11 protein-coding genes are annotated in these 19,045 nt (G+C 74.1%); 7 read left to right on the top strand and 4 right to left on the bottom strand.

Annotated features, from left to right (window positions below; translation table 11 throughout):
* Positions 1-15: 15 nt before the first annotated feature.
* Positions 16-1,605: a glutamine-hydrolyzing GMP synthase gene (guaA, locus tag Sfr03f_RS17150; protein WP_108954744.1), complete on the bottom strand. Its 1,590-nt coding sequence runs from the start codon at positions 1,603-1,605 to the stop codon at positions 16-18.
* 225 nt (positions 1,606-1,830) lie between these two features.
* Here guaA and pcrA point away from each other — a divergent pair, with 225 nt between their 5' ends.
* Positions 1,831-4,350 carry a DNA helicase PcrA gene (gene pcrA / locus Sfr03f_RS17145; protein WP_108954743.1) on the top strand — a complete coding sequence of 840 codons (2,520 nt, stop codon included), beginning with the start codon at positions 1,831-1,833 and terminating at the stop codon, positions 4,348-4,350.
* A gap of 227 nt (positions 4,351-4,577) precedes the next feature.
* Here the strand turns inward: pcrA and Sfr03f_RS17140 are convergent, their stop codons facing one another.
* The gene (locus tag Sfr03f_RS17140) at positions 4,578-6,113 is read right to left on the bottom strand and encodes a M23 family metallopeptidase (RefSeq protein ID WP_284117536.1); all 1,536 of its coding nucleotides are present in this window, start codon (positions 6,111-6,113) and stop codon (positions 4,578-4,580) included.
* A 434-nt stretch (positions 6,114-6,547) separates the two neighbouring features.
* Between Sfr03f_RS17140 and icmB the strand changes: the two genes are divergently transcribed.
* The gene (gene icmB / locus Sfr03f_RS17135; RefSeq protein WP_108954741.1) at positions 6,548-6,964 is read left to right on the top strand and encodes a coenzyme B12-dependent isobutyryl CoA mutase small subunit; all 417 of its coding nucleotides are present in this window, start codon (positions 6,548-6,550) and stop codon (positions 6,962-6,964) included.
* A gap of 597 nt (positions 6,965-7,561) precedes the next feature.
* Here icmB and Sfr03f_RS17130 read toward each other — a convergent pair.
* Positions 7,562-9,157, bottom strand: coding sequence for a DUF5691 domain-containing protein (locus Sfr03f_RS17130; RefSeq protein WP_108954740.1), 1,596 nt, complete (start codon positions 9,155-9,157; stop codon positions 7,562-7,564).
* A 169-nt stretch (positions 9,158-9,326) separates the two neighbouring features.
* A complete protein-coding gene (locus Sfr03f_RS17125; RefSeq protein ID WP_108954739.1) occupies positions 9,327-10,673 on the bottom strand; it encodes an SWIM zinc finger family protein in 1,347 nt (448 codons plus the stop codon).
* Between the two features lie 146 nt (positions 10,674-10,819).
* Between Sfr03f_RS17125 and Sfr03f_RS17120 the strand changes: the two genes are divergently transcribed.
* The 5 genes from Sfr03f_RS17120 to Sfr03f_RS30295 all read left to right on the top strand — a co-directional run bounded on the left by Sfr03f_RS17120 (position 10,820) and on the right by Sfr03f_RS30295 (position 18,829).
* On the top strand, positions 10,820-11,974 hold the full coding sequence (locus tag Sfr03f_RS17120; protein ID WP_108954738.1) for an ATP-binding protein: 1,155 nt from the start codon (positions 10,820-10,822) through the stop codon (positions 11,972-11,974).
* Entirely contained in the window at positions 11,971-14,484 is a 2,514-nt protein-coding gene (locus Sfr03f_RS17115; RefSeq protein ID WP_108954737.1) for a DUF5682 family protein, read from the top strand. Before Sfr03f_RS17120 ends, Sfr03f_RS17115 begins: the two co-directional genes overlap by 4 nt.
* On the top strand, positions 14,481-15,722 hold the full coding sequence (locus Sfr03f_RS17110) for a VWA domain-containing protein (RefSeq protein ID WP_245967600.1): 1,242 nt from the start codon (positions 14,481-14,483) through the stop codon (positions 15,720-15,722). The genes Sfr03f_RS17115 and Sfr03f_RS17110 overlap by 4 nt, the downstream gene beginning before the upstream one ends.
* Before the next feature lie 664 nt (positions 15,723-16,386).
* Positions 16,387-17,112 carry a hypothetical protein gene (locus Sfr03f_RS17105; RefSeq protein ID WP_159105664.1) on the top strand — a complete coding sequence of 242 codons (726 nt, stop codon included), beginning with the start codon at positions 16,387-16,389 and terminating at the stop codon, positions 17,110-17,112.
* A gap of 157 nt (positions 17,113-17,269) precedes the next feature.
* Positions 17,270-18,829, top strand: a complete 1,560-nt coding sequence (locus Sfr03f_RS30295) for a hypothetical protein (RefSeq protein WP_159105663.1) — start codon at positions 17,270-17,272, stop codon at positions 18,827-18,829.
* Positions 18,830-19,045: the final 216 nt, after the last annotated feature.

Raw genomic sequence — 19,045 nt, 5'->3', positions numbered from 1 at the left:
CCGTGGCGGGGGAGGTCACTCCCACTCGATGGTGCCCGGCGGCTTGGAGGTGACGTCCAGCACCACGCGGTTGACGTCGCGCACCTCGTTGGTGATGCGGGTGGAGATCTTCTCCAGCACCTCGTACGGCAGGCGCGACCAGTCCGCCGTCATGGCGTCCTCGGACGAGACCGGGCGCAGCACGATGGGGTGGCCGTAGGTGCGGCCGTCGCCCTGGACGCCGACGCTGCGGACGTCAGCGAGCAGGACCACCGGGCACTGCCAGATCTGGCTGTCCTGGCCGGCCGCGGTGAGCTCCTCGCGGGCGATGGCGTCGGCCTCGCGGAGCAGGTCCAGGCGCTCCTTGGTGACCTCGCCGACGATGCGGATGCCGAGACCGGGGCCGGGGAACGGCTGGCGCTGGACGATCTCCTCCGGCAGGCCCAGCTCCTGGCCGACCATCCGGACCTCGTCCTTGAACAGCTGGCGCAGCGGCTCGATGAGCTTGAACTCGAGGTCCTCCGGCAGGCCGCCCACGTTGTGGTGCGACTTGATGTTGGCCGTGCCGGTGCCGCCGCCGGACTCGACGACGTCCGGGTACAGGGTGCCCTGGACCAGGAACTCGACGGGCTGGTCGCCCGGGGCCTCGGCGACGATCTCGGCCTGCGCCTGCTCGAAGACGCGGATGAACTCCCGGCCGATGATCTTGCGCTTCTCCTCGGGGTCGCTGACGCCCTTCAGCGCGTTCAGGAAGCGCTCCTCGGCGTCGACGACCTTGAGCTCCACGCCGGTGGCGGCGACGAAGTCCTTCTCGACCTGCTCGGTCTCGCCCTTGCGCATCAGGCCGTGGTCGACGTACACGCAGGTCAGCTGCTTGCCGATGGCCTTCTGGACCAGCGCCGCGGCGACCGCGGAGTCCACGCCGCCGGACAGGCCGCAGATGGCGCGCTTGTTGCCGACCATTTCGCGGATGGAGGCGACCTGCTCGTCGATGACGTTGCCGGTGGTCCAGGTGGGCCGGATGCCGGCGCCCCGGTACAGGAAGTGCTCGAGGATCTGCTGGCCGAACGTGGAGTGCATCACCTCGGGGTGGTACTGCACGCCGTACAGCTTCTTCTCGTCGTTCTCGAAGGCGGCGACCGGCACGACGTCGGTGGAGGCCGTCACCTCGAAGCCCTCGGGCGCGGCGGAGCAGGCGTCGCCGTGGGACATCCACACGGGCTGCTCGTCGGGCGTGCCCTCGTAGAGGGTCGAGCCGGACCGGCTCACGTGGAGCTGGGTGCGGCCGTACTCCCGGGCGCCGGTGTTGTCCACCTGGCCACCGAGGGTCTGCGCCATCAGCTGGAAGCCGTAGCACATGCCGAAGACGGGGACACCGGCCTCGAACAGGGCGGGGTCCATGGTCGGCGCGCCGGGCTCGTACACGGACGACGGGCCGCCGGACAGGATGATCGCCGCCGGATTCTTCGCGAGGATCTCGTCGACCGGCGTGGTGCCCGGAACGATCTCGCTGTAGACCCGGGCCTCACGGACGCGGCGGGCGATGAGCTGGGCGTACTGCGCACCGAAGTCGACGACCAGGACGGTGTCGGGGGCGGCGGACGCAGCGGTGGGCGCTGATGACACGGGGGGCCTTCCGGCGTCAGGGTGTGGGTCTGTCCCCCAATTCTACCGGTGTGCGGAGAACGCCTCGGCCGCCCGCGGCTCCCCTCCGGCCGCCACCCCCGCCGTCCTGCGGGCGGTGCCGTGGTCACGCCGGGGAGACCTGTGGCTGCCGCGGGCGGAAAGAGGGGGCGCGGGTTTCGGACAGCGGCCGCGGGTGTCGGCGGTGGGTCCTAGACTCGGAGGGCGATGAGCAGCCTCTTTGACGAAAGCTACCTGGCGAGCCTGCAGGCACCTCCGGCCCACGACGAGGTACCGCCGCCGCCGGACGACGAGCACGACGAGCACGCTCCGGAGCCGATCCCGGACGACCTGTTCGCAGGCCGCTTCGACGTGCCCCCGGCGAGGGACGCGCACTACCGCGACGGCGCCCCCCGTCCGGCCCTCAGCGGCGCGGCCCTGCTGGAGGGGCTGAACGAGAACCAGCGGGACGCCGTGACGCACGCCGGTACCCCCCTGCTCATCGTGGCCGGAGCCGGCTCCGGCAAGACCCGGGTGCTCACGCACCGCATCGCCTACCTGCTCGCCGAGCGCGGCGTGCACCCCGGGCAGATCCTGGCGATCACCTTCACCAACAAGGCCGCCGGCGAGATGAAGGAGCGCGTCGAGCAGCTGGTGGGCCCGCGCGCCTCCGCGATGTGGGTGATGACCTTCCACAGCGCCTGCGTGCGCATCCTGCGCCGGGAGAGCAAGCGCCTCGGTTTCACCTCGTCGTTCTCGATCTACGATGCCGCCGACAGCAAGCGGCTGATGGCCCTGGTCTGCCGTGACCTGGACCTGGACCCGAAGCGGTTCCCGCCGAAGTCGTTCAGCGCCAAGATCTCGAACCTGAAGAACGAGCTGATCGACGAGGAGGACTTCGCCGCCCAGGCCGCCGACGGATTCGAGAAGACCCTCGCGCAGGCCTACGCGATGTACCAGTCCCGCCTCCGTGAGGCGAACGCGCTGGACTTCGACGACCTGATCATGACGACGGTCAACCTCTTCCGGGCCTTCCCGGACGTGGCCGAGCACTACCGCCGCCGCTTCCGGCACGTCCTGGTCGACGAGTACCAGGACACCAACCACGCCCAGTACGCGCTGGTGCGCGAGCTGGTCGGCGGCGCCTCGGAGATGCTCGACGAGGACGTGCCGCCCGGCCCGGAGGACGTGCCGCCGGCCGAGCTGTGCGTGGTGGGTGACGCGGACCAGTCGATCTACGCGTTCCGCGGCGCGACCATCCGGAACATCCTCGACTTCGAGGAGGACTACCCGGACGCCACGACGATCCTGCTGGAGCAGAACTACCGCTCCACGCAGACCATCCTCAGCGCCGCCAACGCGGTCATCGAGCGCAACGAGTCCCGGCGTCCCAAGAACCTGTGGACCAACGCCGGCTCGGGCGCCCGGATCACCGGCTTCGTCGCCGACAACGAACACGACGAGGCCCAGTTCGTCGCCGAGGAGATAGACCGCCTCACCGACGCGGGCGACGCCAAGCCCGGCGACGTCGCGGTCTTCTACCGGACCAACGCGCAGTCCCGTGTCTTCGAAGAGATCTTCATCCGCGTCGGCCTGCCGTACAAGGTCGTCGGCGGCGTGCGCTTCTACGAGCGCAAGGAGGTCCGGGACGTCCTCTCGTACCTGCGGGTGCTCGCCAACCCGGAGGACGCGGTACCGCTGCGCCGCATCCTCAACGTGCCCAAGCGCGGCATCGGCGACCGTGCCGAGGCGATGATCGAGGCGCTGGCGCGGCGGGAGCGGATCAGCTTCCCGCAGGCGCTGCTGCGCGTCGACGAGGCGTACGGCATGGCGGCCCGTTCGACCAACGCGGTCAGGCGCTTCAACACGCTGATGGAGGAGCTGCGCACCGTCGTGGAGTCCGGCGCCGGTCCGGCCACGGTCCTGGAGGCCGTGCTGGAGCGGACCGGCTACCTCGCCGAGCTGCAGGCGTCCACCGATCCGCAGGACGAGACGCGGATCGAGAACCTCCAGGAGCTCGCCGCGGTGGCCCTGGAGTTCGAGCAGGAGAGCGCGCAGGGGGAGGGGGCCGAGGAGGGCGACACCGCCTCGCTCGCGGACTTCCTGGAACGCGTCGCGCTGGTCGCCGACTCCGACCAGATCCCCGACGAGGAGGACGGCAACGGCGTCATCACGCTGATGACGCTGCACACCGCCAAGGGCCTGGAGTTCCCGGTGGTCTTCCTGACCGGCATGGAGGACGGCGTCTTCCCCCACATGCGGGCGCTGGGGCAGGTCAAGGAGCTAGAGGAGGAACGCCGGCTGGCCTACGTCGGCATCACCCGGGCCCGTGAGCGGCTGTACCTGACCCGGGCGGCGCTGCGCAGTGCCTGGGGGCAGCCCTCGTACAACCCGCCGTCGCGGTTCCTGGAGGAGATCCCGGAGACCCACCTCGACTGGCGGCGCAAGGGCGGTTCGGTGGGAGGCGGCGGTTTCGCGTCCGGTCCCGCGGCGGGAGTGGCGGCTGCGCTGTCGTCCTCGCGGTCGCGGTCCTCGGCGGCGGGCGGCTCCGGCTTCGCCACGCGCCGGGCGGGGGACAAGCCGGTGGTCGCGCTGTCCGTCGGCGACCGGGTCACCCACGACCAGTTCGGTCTCGGCACGGTGGTCGGGGTCGCGGGCGAGGGAGACCGGTCGGAGGCCACGATCGACTTCGGTGACGGAAGCGCGAAGCGGCTGCTGCTGCGGTACGCGCCGGTGGAGAAGCTGTAGATCGTATGGTGGCCGGGACGCCCGCCGCACGGCGGGCCTCTCGGCCGTCATGCGGCGGGCGTGTCTCGGCGGGTCCTGCGGGCGATGGCCCGCCCCCCGCCGAGTGGGCGCGCGGTTCGTGCGGGCGCGGGACAGAGGCCGGGGCGACGACATGCACCGGGAGCGCGTGAGGGGCCCTGGTCACGGCCGGGATCGGGCGGGCGGGTTCCGGCCGGCGGCCGGGGGCGTCAGGTCGGGTCGATGCCGTGGCTGCGCAGCCAGGCGAGGGGATCGATCGCCCCGCCGCCGCCCGGGCGGACCTCGAAGTGCAGGTGGGGACCGGTGGAGTTGCCGGAGTTGCCGGAGTAGGCGATCGTGTCGCCGGCCTTGACCACCATGCCGTCGGACAGCTTGTACGTGGAGAGGTGGCAGTACCAGGTCTCCGTGCCGTCCTTGGCCGTCACGATCATCATGTTGCCGTACGCGCTGTTGTACTGGGTGCGGACCACGCCGTCGGTCGCCGCCATCACCGGGGTGCCGTAGGAGACGGGGAAGTCGATGCCGGTGTGCTGCGACATCCAGTTGACGCCGGCCGCGCCGTAGTAGGCGCTGAGGCCGCGCTGGCCGACCGGGCTGCTGAACTTCGGGCGCAGCCGCTCCTTCTTGGCCGCCTCCTCCGCCGCCTTCTTCATCTCGGCCTCGCGCTGGGCCGCGAGGTCGATGCGCTCCTGCTCGCGGCTGGCGCGGTCACCGAAGTCGGCGGCGGCGACCGTCACCTCGCTGAACTGCGCGGAGATCTTGTCGTTGGCGGCGGAAGGCTTCACCGGCTGGGCGTCCGAGGCCGCCTGGGTGGTGGTTTCCTCGACCGTGTCGCCCACGGAGGCGGCGGCGACACCGGCCACGCCCATCACGCAGACGGAAGGGACCGCCACGGTCAGCAGGGCGGAACGGCGGGCGGGCGTGCGGCGACGCCCGTTGCGGGTGGCGGAACCACGGCCGCCGGAGCGGGAGGAGTGCGCGAGCACCTCCTCCTGGTCGTCGAGGAGCCGCGGCCGGTCGTCGGCCTCGTCGTCGTGGCCTCTTGGCCGGTCGTGCTCGTCGTCCGTGTCGGTCGCACGGCCTTCGGCGGATTCCCGCGCGGCGTGGGTGTCCTCGCCGTGGGAGTGCCGGTCGTGGGAGTGCTGGTCGTCGGCGTCCGTGCCGTCCGCGGAGTTCCAGGCGGTGGCGTCGTAGGCGCCGGTGTCCTGGTCCTGACCGTTCCAGTCCCAGCCATCCGAGCCGTCGGGGCCGCCGGTGGCCTGCTCGGGGATCTCGGCGGAGGGCTGCTCGCCGGTGGCCCAGGCGGTGGCGTCGAAGGACCCGGTCTCCTGGCCGGCGTAGTGCTGCTCCGCGTAGTACTGGGCGGCGTAGGCGTCGTACTGGGAGCCCGTGTCCCACTGACCACTGTCGTGCGAGGAGGTGGAGGCGTAACCGTCGCCCGCGTACTGGGCGGTCATCGACGGGTCGGTCCAGCCGGTCGCGTCGTAGGAACCGCTCGGGTACGAACCCGCGTCGTAGGTGGCGTTCGCGGTCGCGTAGGAACCGGTGTCGTAACCGGCGCCGTGGTGGGTACCGGTGTCGTGGTGGGTACCGGTGTCGTAGGAGCCGGCGTCGTAGGAACCGGTGCCGTAGTCCTGGGAGACCTGACCGTCGTACTGGGTGAAGTCCGCGTAGAAGGCATCGGACGTGCCGTACGCCGGGTAGGGCGCCGACGCCGAGTCGGAGGCCGGGGCCGGGGTCGTCATGCTCCCCGACGGGTGACGCTCGTCCACCAACTTCTCTTTCGCCTCGACGACAGGGGCTGCCAGAGCAGTGCGGCGACTGTACCCGGCGGTATGCGGACTGGACAATCTTCGACGGCCAACCTGTGGGTACCAAAGGGACAGTAGTGCCTGTTTCGGGGCTCCTCGGGCGTGTCCGGGTGCCCGCGTTCGGCAAATGTTCGAGGAATTGGGCCCTCTTTCGGGGTGAAGAGGCCGTGCGCCTATGCCACGGTCACGGCCACGAGCACCCACGATGTCCCCCGAACGCCGGTACGCGGCCTGTCGTCCCGGCGTGTCGCTGTGTGATTTCGCCCTCCCTCTTCACCGGGGAACGGACGGTTGGGGGATGCTGTAGATAACGTGCGTTCACTTCCCCGGCCGGTGCGGCGGGCTTGAGTCGGTTGATGGAGGCGTTGATGGGTGTGGCAGTCGGTCCGATCCGTGTGGTGGTAGCCAAGCCGGGACTGGACGGTCACGATCGCGGGGCCAAGGTCATCGCGCGGGCCCTGCGCGACGCGGGTATGGAGGTCATCTACACCGGCCTCCACCAGACCCCCGAGCAGATCGTGGACACGGCGATCCAGGAGGACGCCGACGCGATCGGCCTCTCCATCCTCTCCGGCGCGCACAACACGCTGTTCGCCAAGGTGATCGACCTGCTCAAGGAGCGGGACGCGGCGGACATCCTGGTGTTCGGCGGCGGGATCATCCCCGAGGCGGACATCGCGCCGCTGAAGGAGAAGGGCGTGGCGGAGATCTTCACGCCGGGCGCGCCGACGCAGGCGGTCGTCGACTGGGTGCGGGCCCACGTGCGGGCCGGCGCCGACGCCTGACGACGCGTACTCCTGGCGTGGCGCCGACGCCTGACGACGCGTACTCCTAGCGTGGCGCCGACGCCTGACGACGCGTTTTCCTCGCGTGGCGCTGATCCGGCGTCGCGTTTCTCCCGGCGTGGCGCTGTTCTGACGCCGCGTTTCCTGACGCCGTGTCTTCCTGGCGTCTTGCTGTTCCGACGTCCCGTTCTCCTGACGTCTGTTGTCCTGACGTCGCGTCGTTCACGGTGCCGTCTTCTGACAGAGCGTCGCCCTGACGTCATGCCGTCCCGGGCGCGGGTGTGCCCCGGCGAGATCGGGAGCGGCGCGGCAGCGGCCGGTGGACGTCCACCGGCCGCCGTCCTGCGACGGGCGGTGGGCCGACCTGCACCTCCCGGCGCGGTGCGGGCCCGGGGACATGCGCACCCGCGCCGACCTGACCCGACTCGACCCGGCCTGACCTGGTTTCTGCACCCGGGGCGGCCGGATGCGAACCCGACCGCCAGGCCCGCACCCGGCCCGGACAGGGAGTGAGTCCGGGCCGCCCCCGTACGGGCCGGCCCTCCGTCCGGGCCTCGCCCGGCCCGTGACCGTTCCGCCCGCCGCGCGGGGAGCGGATCAGGCGGCGCCCAGTTCCTCCGCCATGGTGGCGCGGAGGCGGAGGGTGCTCTCCAGGCGCTGGAACGCCTCGGACCAGTACGCGCCCGCTCCCGGGGCCGTGTTCTCCGCCTCGTCGGGGGTGGCCGTGAGAGGAGCGAGGCGGGCCGCCTCGGCCGGGTCCAGGCAGCGTTCGGCCAGTCCCATCACCCCGCTGAAGCTCCACGGGTAGCTGCCGGCGTCCCGTGCGATGTCCAGTGCGTCCACGACGGCCCGTCCCAGCGGCGCCGACCACGGCACCGCGCAGACCCCGAGCAGCTGGAACGCCTCGGACAGTCCGTGAGCGGATATGAAGGCCGCGACCCAGTCGGCGCGCTCCACGGCGCCGAGCGTGGTGAGCAGCTTGGCCCGCTGGGCCGGGCCCACCGCGCCGGGGCCGGCGGCCTCCGGCGCCGACGGCGACCCGAGCAGGGCCCGGGCCCACGCCGCGTCACCCTGCCGGACCGCCGCCCGGCACCAGGCGGCGTGCAGTTCGCCCTCCCAGCCGTCCGCGACCTCCAGCGCCACGATCTCCTCGGGGGTGTGTCCCCCCAGCCGCTCGGACCAGGTCGCCAGCGGGGCGGCCTCGACCAGTTGCCCCAGCCACCAGGACCGTTCGCCCCGGCCGTTCGGCGCCTTGGCGACCACGCCGTCCCGTTCCATCTCCGCGTCGCAGGCGTGCGGCGCCTCCACCACCACGCACGGTTCCCCGCCCGAGCGGTCGAGGGACACGCAGGTCGCCGCCCGGGCGGCCATGCGCAGGGAGAGGGCCGAGCCGGGAAGCCCCGACAGCAGTTCGGCGGCGGTGGCCCGGACGTTGCGGCTGCGGTCGGCCAACGCGCGCTCCAGGAACGGCTCGTCCTCGACGCTCAGCCCGGAGCGCAGCGAGTCGAGGAACATCAGCCGGTCCTCGGCGCGCTCCGTCGACCAGGTGGACTCCAGCAGCGCGAGGGCGGCGGCCGGATCCTGGCCGCGCAGTGCGGTCAGCAGCGCGACCCGCTCGGCGAACAGGCCCTCCTCCCACAACTGGCGCGACCGCTCCGGATCGGCGGCGGGCGCGGCCTCACGGCGCCCGGCGGCGGCCCGCAGGGCGAAGCGCCACTCCGGATTGAGCCCGGCCAGCCAGAGTGCGCGGGGTCCGGCGAAGGAGATGACCGCGGGACGCAGGTCGGTACGGCCGCGGGCTGCCTCCAGCAGTGCGGGCAGCGTCTCGGGCGGCGCGGCGTATCCGCGCCCGTCGGCCAGCGAGAGCCACTGCGGGAGCAGTTCGACCAGGTCGGGGGCGGTACCGCGACGGCCGCCGCCACCGGTCCCGGGCCGGGCGGTCAGCAGCATGGAGAGCCTGCGCGCCGCGGCCGGGGGCAGCGGCGGCCGGGAATCGGCGGGTGCCGGGCGGGGGAGCGCCGCGGCCTGCGCGGGGAGGAGCCCCGCCCTGCGGCGCAGCGTCTGCTGCGCCGCCTCGTCCAGCAGGGCCACCGGGGCCTCCCGCCCGTGCGACGGCACGGACGGCGGACGCCGCTCGGTGCCGAGCAGAGCGGTCGTGACCAGGTCCTCCCACGTGGAAGCGGTGGCAGTCATCGGATACGCGTCCCTTCGCCGAGGTGACGGTGACAGTGGTGGTGGCAGTGGTGGTGGTCGCGGCGGCGGTAGCGGCGGTGGTGGCGGTACCGGCCCTGGCCGGCAGGACCGACGCGGCGGGCAGTGCGGACGGGACGGGCCGGGAGGTCAGGGTGGACCGGGCGGCCGGTCATCGCACCCTCACCGGGTCACCGGGAGCCGCCGGCCAGGCGGTGAGCGGGGTGAAGCCACGGTGGCCGTACTCGCCGAAGACGCGCAGCGGCGCGCCGCCGGAGAGGGAGACCAGTCGCCAGAATCCGGTGCCGGAGGCGGCCGAGGCGGTGACCGGAAGGGCCTGGCCGGCCGTGTCGGCCAGCTGCCACCGCCCGTCGTGCGGCACGGGGACGACCGCCTCCAGCGTCACCGGGACCGTGTCCAGCCACGGGTCGTCGCGCAGCGCGTCGCCGTACAGGGCGGCTGCCTCCGCCGCGGAGAGGCCGGCGGGCCGCAACGAGCTCGGAGCGGGGGAGGCGAACTGCTTGACCAGCGCGAACCTGAGCCGGCCCGCCCCCGGGTACGCGGACAGCTCCGCGTCCAGGGCGAGCCCCGTCGGCAGCGTCAGCTCCGGCGCGCGGCCCGCCGCGCCGTAGGAGAGGAGAAGGGCGGTGCGGCCGGTCTCCTCGCCGTGCACCCATATGCGGCGGGTGGTGAGCCGGGCGTCCGACGTGTCGTACTGGGCGAGCACCAGCCACCGGTCCCGCACCGCCGGACCGTCGGCGGAGGCGGGCAGGCCGACCCGGGAGCCGACCGTGGCGGCCAGCTCCACGGGCAGCCGCTCGCGGTGCAGCCAGCCCTGCACGAGGGTGTGGAGCAGCGCGCACTCCTCCAGGAGGCGTACCGGCCACCCGGGGCCGGAGCCGGGTATCGCCCCCAGCTCCCGCACCCGCGCGGCCAGCCCCGGTGCCTGGGCGTCGACCATGCGGGCCGCCGTCTCCTCCCACAGCGCGTACCCGGCCTGCTCGGCGCCGGCCAGGCCGGACCGCAGCAGGTCGGCGAGGCGTCGCTCCAGCTCGCCCGCGCCCGCGTCGATCCGCGCCGCGCGGCGCTCGGCACGCTTCCGCGCCGCCTCCGCGTCGACCGCGCCGCCGCCCGCGGCCGCGGTCTCCTTGCGCTCCGCCCGCTGCCGGCGGCCGTCCAGCCACTGCCGCACCCAGTCGGGCGACTCCTGCCCGCCGGGCACGGCGGCCTGGTCGCCGGACCACAGGAGCAGCAGCCCCAGCGCGTGCTTGCAGGGAAACTTACGGCTCGGGCAACTGCACTTGAAGGCGGGGGCCGACGGGTCCCCCAGGTCCACGATCGTCCGGTACGGCGTGCTGCCGCTTCCCTTGCACAGCCCCCATACCGCCCCCTCGTCGTCACCGCCCGTGCCGGACCACGGCCCGGACGCGGCGAGTTTGCTTCCGGCTTTGCGTGACGCCGCGTCAGGCGCCAGCGCCAGCACTTGTTCCGCGCTCCAGCGCACCCCCTGCTGAGTCATGACACCGACGGTACGACCCCCCACTGACAACGCACCCCCGAACGGCTCAACGCGGACCGTATCCGCAGGTCATGACCGGTTGTCAGTGCCGTGGTGCAAGGTGGTCAGCAGATCCGAACCGGCCGAGCTGGAGGGGGCCCTCAGCCATGTCTGTGTCCATCGAACCGACGTCCGTCACCACGCGGTCCGACGACCCCGCGCCCGCGAAGGGCGCAAACGCCGAGCAGGCTCTGCGGCCTCACGCGGAGGATGCCTTCGCCGAGGAACTCCAGGCGCTGGCGGCCGCCGACGACCGGCCCCGCCCGGCCCGCTGGAAGCTCTCCCCGTGGGCGGTCGCCACCTATCTGCTCGGCGGCACGCTGGCCGACGGCACGGTGATCTCGCCGAAGTACGTCGGTCCGCGCCGCATCGTCGAGGTGGCCGTCACCACGCTCGCCACCGACCGCGCCCTGCTGCTGCTCGGAGTCCCCGGCACGGCCAAGACCTGGGTCTCCGAGCATCTGGCGGCGGCCGTCAGCGGCGACTCCACCCTGCTCGTCCAGGGCACGGCCGGCACGCCCGAGGAGGCCATCCGCTACGGCTGGAACTACGCCCAGCTGCTGGCGCACGGCCCCAGCCGCGACGCGCTGGTGCCCAGCCCCGTGATGCGGGCCATGAGTGACGGCATGATCGCGCGCGTCGAGGAGCTCACCCGCATCCCCGCGGACGTGCAGGACACCCTGATCACCATCCTGTCGGAGAAGACGCTGCCGATACCGGAGCTGGGTGAAGAGGTGCAGGCCGTGCGCGGCTTCAACCTGATCGCCACCGCCAACGACCGTGACCGCGGGGTCAACGACCTGTCCAGCGCGCTGCGCCGCCGCTTCAACACGGTGGTGCTCCCGCTGCCGGACAGCCCGGAGGCCGAGGTCGAGATCGTCTCGCGCCGGGTCGACCAGCTCGGCCGTTCCCTCGACCTGCCGCAGGCGCCGGACGGCATCGACGAGATCCGGCGGGTCGTCACGGTCTTCCGCGAGCTGCGCGACGGCCTCACCACCGACGGACGCACCAAGCTGAAGACGCCCAGCGGCACGCTGTCCACCGCCGAGGCGATCTCGGTGGTCACCAACGGCCTGGCGCTGGCCGCCCACTTCGGCGACGGCGTGCTGCGGCCCGCCGACGTGGCGGCCGGCATCCTCGGTGCGGTGGTGCGCGACCCGGCCGCCGACCGGGTGATCTGGCAGGAGTACCTGGAGACCGTGGTGCGCGAGCGGGACGGCTGGAAGGACTTCTACCGCGCCTGCCGGGAGGTGTCGGCATGAGCGGATCCGCCGTGCGGCCGCTGCTGCTGGGGGTACGGCACCACGGGCCGGGATCGGCCCGCGCGGTGCTCGCCGCGCTGGACGCGACCCGTCCCCGGGCGGTGCTGATCGAGGGTCCGCCCGAGGCCGACGCGCTCGTCGCCCTGGCCGACGACGAGGAGATGCGGCCTCCGGTCGCCCTCCTCGCCCACGCGGTGGACGAGCCCGGGCGCTCCGCGTTCTGGCCGCTGGCCGAGTTCTCCCCCGAGTGGGTGGCCCTGCGCTGGGCCGTCGGACACGGCGTGCCCGTCCGGTTCATCGACCTGCCCGCGGCCCACGTCCTGGCCCTGCAGGGGGAGGACGGGCCGGCCACCCCCGCCGCGCCGGAGCACGACACCGGCCCGGTGAAGGCCGCCGACCGCGCGCGCGACGGCGACCCGGCGGGGGACCGGTCCGCCCGGGACGGTGACTCCCCGCGGGACGGATCCGGGCAGGACGGGGCCGGGCAGCCCGGCGCGGACGTCGACGGCGTCGGCTGCGAAGACGGGGCGGACAGGCCGGAGGACCCCGCCGACGGCATGCGGGTCGATCCGCTGGCCGTGCTGGCGGAGGCCGCCGGGTACGACGATCCGGAGCGCTGGTGGGAGGACGTGGTCGAGCACCGCGGTGCCGGCGGGGACCCGTTGGCGCCGTTCGCCGCCGTGGAGGAGGCGATGGGGGCCCTCCGCGAGACGTACGGGACGGGCGGCCACGACCGTGACCCGGTACGCGAGGCCTACATGCGCCTCCAGTTGCGCGCCGCGCGCAAAGAGTTCGGCGACGAGGTCGCCGTGGTCTGCGGCGCCTGGCACGTCCCCGCACTGCGGCAGAGGTCCACCGTCACCGCCGACCGCGCCCTGCTGAAGGGCCTGCCCAAGGTGAAGACGGAGATGACCTGGGTGCCCTGGACGCACCGCCGGCTCTCCCGCTTCAGCGGCTACGGCGCCGGCATCGACTCCCCTGGCTGGTACGGCCACCTGTTCTCCGCGCCCGACCGCCCGGTGGAGCGGTGGATGACCAAGGTCGCCGGCCTGCTGCGCGACGAGGACCTGAGCGTCTCCTCCGCCCACGTCATCGAGGCGGTCCGGCTCGCCGAGACCCTCGCCGTGATGCGCGGACGTCCGCTGGCCGGCCTCGGAGAGACGATCGACGCGATCCGCGCGGTGATGTGCGAGGGCTCCGACGTGCCGCTGGAGCTCGTGCGCGACCGACTGATCGTCGGCGACACGCTCGGCGAGGTGCCGTCCACCGCGCCCGCGGTGCCCCTGCGCCGTGATCTCGAGCGGCAACAGCGCGCGCTGCGCCTCAAGCCCGAGGCGCTGGAGCGGGAGCTGGAACTGGACCTGCGCAAGGAGAACGACGCCGCCCGCAGCCGCCTGCTGCACCGGCTCCGTCTCCTGTCCGTGCACTGGGGCGAGCCCGTCGCCTCGCGCGGCGGAACCGGCACCTTCCGGGAGACCTGGCGGCTGGCCTGGGAACCGGAGCTCGCCGTCCGGGTGGCCGAGGCCGGCGTGTGGGGCACCACCGTGCTCTCCGCGGCCACCGCCAAGGCGGAGTCCGCGGCCAGGGACGCCACCGCGCTGGCCGAGGTCACCGCCCTGGCCGAACACTGCCTGCTCGCCGACCTCCCGGACGCGCTGCCCACCGTCATGAAGGTCCTCGCCGACCGGGCCGCGCTGGACACCGACGTGGCCCACCTGGCGGCGGCCCTGCCCGCGCTGGTCCGCACCCTGCGCTACGGCGACGTGCGCGGCACCGACACCGAGGCGCTCGCCGGGGTCGCCGCCGGGCTCGCCGAGCGGATATTCGTCGGCCTGCCGCCCGCCTGCTCCGCCCTCGACACCGACGCGGCGGAGGAGATGCGCCGTCACGTCGACGCCGTGCACACGGCGGTGGGCCTGCTCGGAGGCGTTCCCGCCGTCGACCCGGAAGGGCTGCGCGCCCGCTGGCACGGCGTGCTGCGCAAGCTCGCCGGCCGGGAGAGCGCCCCCGGCGTGCTGCGCGGCCGCTCGGTGCGGCTGCTGCTGGACGACGGCGCGCTCGACACCGACGAGGCCGCCCGGCGCATGGGTCTGGTGCTGTCGCCCGGCACCGGGCCGGCCGACGCGGCGTCCTGGATCGAGGGTTTCGTCGGCGGGGGCTCCGGCGGACTCCTGCTGGTCCATGACGAGCGGCTGCTCGCCCTGGTCGACGCCTGGCTCACCGGGGTGCCGGCGGACGCCTTCACCGACGTGCTGCCGCTGCTGCGCCGCACCTTCTCCGCCTACGAGCCGGGGGTGCGCCGCAGCCTGGGCGAGCTGGTCCGCCGCGGGCCGGCGGCAGGCGGCGGCACACCGGGGTCGGCCTCCGGCCCCGCCGCCCCGGGCTTCGGCGACGGGCTGGACACGGCCCGGGCCGACGCCGTCCTGCCGGTCGTCCGGCTCCTGCTGGGCCTGGACCCGGGCCCCGCACCCGACCCTCACCCCGACCACCACGTGGAGGCAGCGGCATGACCACATCCCCGACGGCGTCCGCCCGGACGGCCTCCGCCCCGGCCGCGCACGCCGCGGCTCCGGAAGGCGTGACGGCGGACGCGGCGGCCGAGCGGCTGCGGCGCTGGCGGCTGGTCCTCGGCGGCGACCAGGCCGACGGGACGGGGCACGCGCTCAGCGGCCGGGACGCCGCGATGGACGCCGCCCTCGCCGCGCTGTACGGCAGCGGTAAGGAGACGCGGGCCGGGGGCCGGCCGCGTGGCGGTGAGCGGTCGGCGGGCCTCGGCGGATCGGCGCCCTCGGTGGCCCGGTGGCTGGGCGACATCCGCACGTACTTCCCCTCCTCGGTGGTGCAGGTGATGCAGAAGGACGCCATCGACCGGCTGGGTCTGGCCGCGCTGCTGCTGGAGCCGGAGATGCTGGAGGCCGTCCAGCCGGACGTCCACCTGGTCGGGACCCTCCTCTCGCTCAACCGGGCCATGCCGGAGACCACCAAGGAGACCGCCCGGGCGGTGGTGCGCAAGGTCGTCGAGGACCTGGAGAAGCGCCTCGCCAACCGCACCCGGGCGACACTGACCGGCGCGCTCGACCGCAGTGCCAAGGTCAGCCGGCCGCGCCACCACGACATCGACTGGAACCGCACGATCGCGGCCAACCTGAAGAACTACCTGCCCGAGTACAACACCGTGGTGCCGGAGCGGCTGATCGGCTACGGGCGGGCGTCGCAGTCGGTGAAGAAGGAGGTCGTGCTCTGCATCGACCAGTCCGGCTCGATGGCCGCGTCGGTGGTCTACGCGTCGGTCTTCGGGGCGGTGCTGGCGTCGATGCGCTCCATCGCGACGCGGCTGGTCGTCTTCGACACCTCGGTGGTCGATCTGACCGACCAGCTCGACGATCCGGTGGACGTCCTCTTCGGTACCCAGCTGGGCGGTGGCACGGACATCAACCGGGCGCTCGCCTACTGCCAGTCGCAGATCACGCGCCCCGCCGAGACGGTGGTGGTGCTGATCAGCGACCTGTACGAGGGCGGCATCCGGGACGAGATGCTCAAGCGGGTGGCGGCGATGAAGGCGGCCGGGGTGCAGTTCGTGACGCTGCTGGCGCTCTCCGACGAGGGTGCGCCCGCCTACGACCGTGAGCACGCGGCGGCGCTGGCGGCGCTCGGGGCGCCCGCGTTCGCCTGCACGCCGGACCTGTTTCCCGAGGTCATGGCTGCCGCGCTGGAGAAGCGGCCGCTGCCGATACCGGACGCGGCGTGAGCCGACCGGACATCAGGGGCGGTATCGGGCAGGGGGCTTGCGGGCCGACGGGAGGCGCGTGCGAGGATCGACGCGCCGTGGGCGTGCCGTCTCCTGCCGCCCCGTCCGTCCGTCGCCGCACGAAGGCCTCTCCTCTTGCACCTGCCAACGCCCTTCACCGGGACCTCTCGGCGCCCTGTGCGCGGGACGGCCGGGAGGCGTGCGCTGTACCTGGTGCTGCTCCTGGCGGGACTGTTCGGGCTCGGTCTCCTCTGCGGGGAGCGGGCGCAGGCGGCGGAGAGCTTCCCGGTCTCGGCGTCGGAGCCGGTTTCGCTCACGGAACCTGATTCGCCTTCGGGGCCGGTGGCCGGTGGCCGTCGGCTCGGGTGGTCGTACCCCGGAGTCCGGGTCGGTGGAGCAGTCGCTGACGGAACGTGTGTCCGACGCGGCGGGGGAGACCGCCGGGGTGGCGGGCCCGACTGACGGCACGTCGGCCTCCGTGGCGTCCGCGGCGGGGACCGGAGGGTCCGACCGGTCCGAGCCGTCGGGTGGGCGGTCGGTCACCGCTCTGCCCGAGCCGGTGGAGTCCTCGCCGGCTTCGGCGGGGCACGGGCCGAGGCCACTGCCGGATGTCGCCCAGCGACTTACGCTCCCCGCCCGCCACGCGCCCACCACGGGGGCGGAAATGCCGGGAGCGCCCGCGTCGACCGAGGTGTCCGCGCTCCCCGAACTGCCAGGGTCCGGGGCGGGTGCCGCTGTTTCGCGGCTGCCCGGGCTCACCGAGCTCTCCGGGCTGCCCATGCTGCACGAGCTGCCCGGGCTCCCCGAGGAACCCGGGCTCTCCGAGGTGCCCGGGCTCTCCGAGGTGCCCGCCCTGTCGGAACTCCCCGTGCCGTCGGACCTCCCGGTGCTGTCCGTGCTCCCCGCGCTTCCCGTGCTCCCCGCGCTGTCCGGGCTCCCCGCGCTTCCCTCACTGCCCTCGCTCCCGGGGGTGTCGGCCGGTCCCGCGGTGCCCACCACGCCGGTCGGGACGGCCCAGCCTGCGGTGCCCGGCGACGGTGTCGCCCAGGCCGAGGTGTCCGGGACGACGTGGCCGTGCTCCGCGGACCCGAGGGCGCAGGCGCGGGCCGCCCTGTCCTGGGGTGCGCAGCCGGCGGCGCGGGACCACGGTGACCAGCCTGCCGTGGCCGGGACCGCGCCTTTCCCCGCCGACCGGTCGCCCCTCGGCAACCCGTCCGGCGTGCCTGCCGTGCCGGGAGCCGCCGACAACGGCGGCTCCCGGCACGGCGACGCCCATGCCGTGACCGTCGACGCCCGGCTGCCGCTGCGGCTGCTTGCCGGCGCCGCCGCCTGCGACGAGGCGGCCGAGACCCGGGACCGGCACCGGGACGTTCCCGTCTTCCCTGGCTGAGGCAGGCCCTTCCCCCGCCCAAGACCTGCCGCGCGGGGGCGGAACAGGTCTGCCCGCCTGTCCGGACGCGCTCCGGTACGGGAACCTCCCGGTCTTCCGACCCGTCCTTCGACGGCTCGGAACGCTCAAGATCTCTGTGAAGGATCTGACGCACCTCATGAACAAGAACATCCGTCGCTCCATCGTCATAGCCGCCGGCGTCACCAGCGCCTGGGCGCTCGGCTCCGCCACCGCCTCGGCCGACGAACTGCCCGCGACCTCCCTCTCCCTGCCCGACCTGCCGGTGCTGCCCGACCTGTCGGTCCCGGACAGCACCCTCCCGGACCTGACTCCCGCGGACGCCACGGACGCCACGGACGCCACGGACGCCGTGGACACCACGGGCACCGTGAGCGCCGTGGACGCGGAGAAGGTCCGCGACACCGCCACCGCCACCGCCGCCACCGTCACCACCACGGACGCCACCGCCACCGCCACCACCGCGGTCGACTACCTCTTCGGTCCCCTGGAGGACTTCGCCCCCGAGCTGGCGGAGGCCCGGACCGCGGCCGTGACCGGCGCCGGTGAGGCGGTGGCCGGTGCCGCCTCCGCCGCCGTTCCGCCGGTGGTGGAGTCAGCCGCGCACGGCGCCCTGCCGGTGGTGGACGGGACGGCGGGCCGGACCACCGCCGTCACCGGTGACGCCGTGGCCGGCACCGCCTCCGTTGCCACCCGTCTGGGTGAGGTTGCGGGGCGGACAGTTGACGGGGCGCTGCCGGTCGCCGGCGGTGTCGTCGCAGACGTTCCGCCGTACGCCGCCGGGCTGGTGGACGGGATCGCCGCCGACGCCGGGCAGGCCGTGCTGCCGCCCGTCGCGGGCACCGCGCTGAGGGGGGTCGGGCCGGTCGCGGACCGGGCCGTCGCCGACGCCGGTGGGCTGGCGTCCGGTACGGGCGGGCTGGTCAGGCCGTTCGTGTCCGGCCTGACCGGTCAGGTGACCCCGCTCGTCCAGGGCGTCGCGGACCACGCCCTCCCCTTCGCCGGCGGCGTCGTCGGCCAGGTGCCGTGGGCCGTGCACGGAGTGGGGACCGCCGCCGGTTCCGCCGTGGGGGACACCGCTTCGACGGTCGCCCCCACCGTCCGGCGGGCCGACGGGACCGCCGCGGGTGTGGTCCGGGGCGTGCACGCGACGGCCGTCCCGCTGGTGGAGCGCGTCGACGCCACCGCCGCCGACGCGGTCGGCGGCGTGCACGGTGCCGCCGCGGAGGCGGTCCGGCAGGTGGCAGCCACGGCGCACGGCGCGGTCGGTGCCGTCCACACCACCGCCGCCCCCGCCGTCCACGAGGTGCGGGACGCGGCCGGTGTCACCGTGCGGCAGGCGGACGGCACCGTCACGACCGCGGCCCACGGTCTCCACGGCACCGTCGCCCCTGTGGCCCACGGCGCCGTGGGCGCGGTCGGCGCCACGGTGCACGGCACGGCCGGCGCCGCCGACGGCACGGTCCGTGGCGTGGCCGGGGAGGCCGCTCCGCTCGCCGCCGGGGTGACCGGAGGGGCCGGGACGTTCGCGTGGGCCGCCGCCGACGGGACCGGCGCCCTCGCGCACGGTGCCGTCACGGAGGTCGTGGACGGTGCCACCGGCACGGCCGGCCACGCGGTGGGCGGCGCGCACGGCGTCGTCGGCGACGCGGCCGGCCAGGTCGCGCCGCACGGCGTCGTCCACCCCTACTTCGGCTGATCGCAGGGGGCGGCCGCGCGGACAGTGACCGCGGCCGCCCCCTCGGACCTCACCGGACCGGACCCCGGTCCGGTGAGGTCGGTCGTGGCGGGCCGAACGGGCCGAAACGGGTGATCACCTGCGACAACATGTGACCGTTATCACCGCTCATGTGTGATGCCCTAATTAGAGCCCTCGCGGGTGGCGGGGATACCCTGCCGGACGGACATGCCGCGC

Source organism: Streptomyces fragilis (genome assembly GCF_003112515.1).
In the GTDB taxonomy this organism is placed as follows: Bacteria; Actinomycetota; Actinomycetes; order Streptomycetales; family Streptomycetaceae; genus Streptomyces; species Streptomyces fragilis.
This window is presented reverse-complemented; position numbering and strand designations above follow the sequence as displayed.

Bases quoted from the DNA above. Each gene is read 5' to 3' on its own strand.
- Sfr03f_RS17115 (WP_108954737.1), top strand. From the start codon at position 11,971: ATGAGCGGATCCGCCGTGCGGCCGCTGCTGCTGGGGGTACGGCACCAC.
- Sfr03f_RS17120 (WP_108954738.1), top strand. From the start codon at position 10,820: ATGTCTGTGTCCATCGAACCGACGTCCGTCACCACGCGGTCCGACGAC.
- Sfr03f_RS17125 (WP_108954739.1), bottom strand. From the start codon at position 10,673: ATGACTCAGCAGGGGGTGCGCTGGAGCGCGGAACAAGTGCTGGCGCTG.
- Sfr03f_RS17140 (WP_284117536.1), bottom strand. From the start codon at position 6,113: ATGACGACCCCGGCCCCGGCCTCCGACTCGGCGTCGGCGCCCTACCCG.
- icmB (WP_108954741.1), top strand. From the start codon at position 6,548: ATGGGTGTGGCAGTCGGTCCGATCCGTGTGGTGGTAGCCAAGCCGGGA.
- pcrA (WP_108954743.1), top strand. From the start codon at position 1,831: ATGAGCAGCCTCTTTGACGAAAGCTACCTGGCGAGCCTGCAGGCACCT.
- Sfr03f_RS17130 (WP_108954740.1), bottom strand. From the start codon at position 9,157: ATGACTGCCACCGCTTCCACGTGGGAGGACCTGGTCACGACCGCTCTG.
- Sfr03f_RS17105 (WP_159105664.1), top strand. From the start codon at position 16,387: ATGCCGGGAGCGCCCGCGTCGACCGAGGTGTCCGCGCTCCCCGAACTG.
- Sfr03f_RS30295 (WP_159105663.1), top strand. From the start codon at position 17,270: ATGAACAAGAACATCCGTCGCTCCATCGTCATAGCCGCCGGCGTCACC.
- Sfr03f_RS17110 (WP_245967600.1), top strand. From the start codon at position 14,481: ATGACCACATCCCCGACGGCGTCCGCCCGGACGGCCTCCGCCCCGGCC.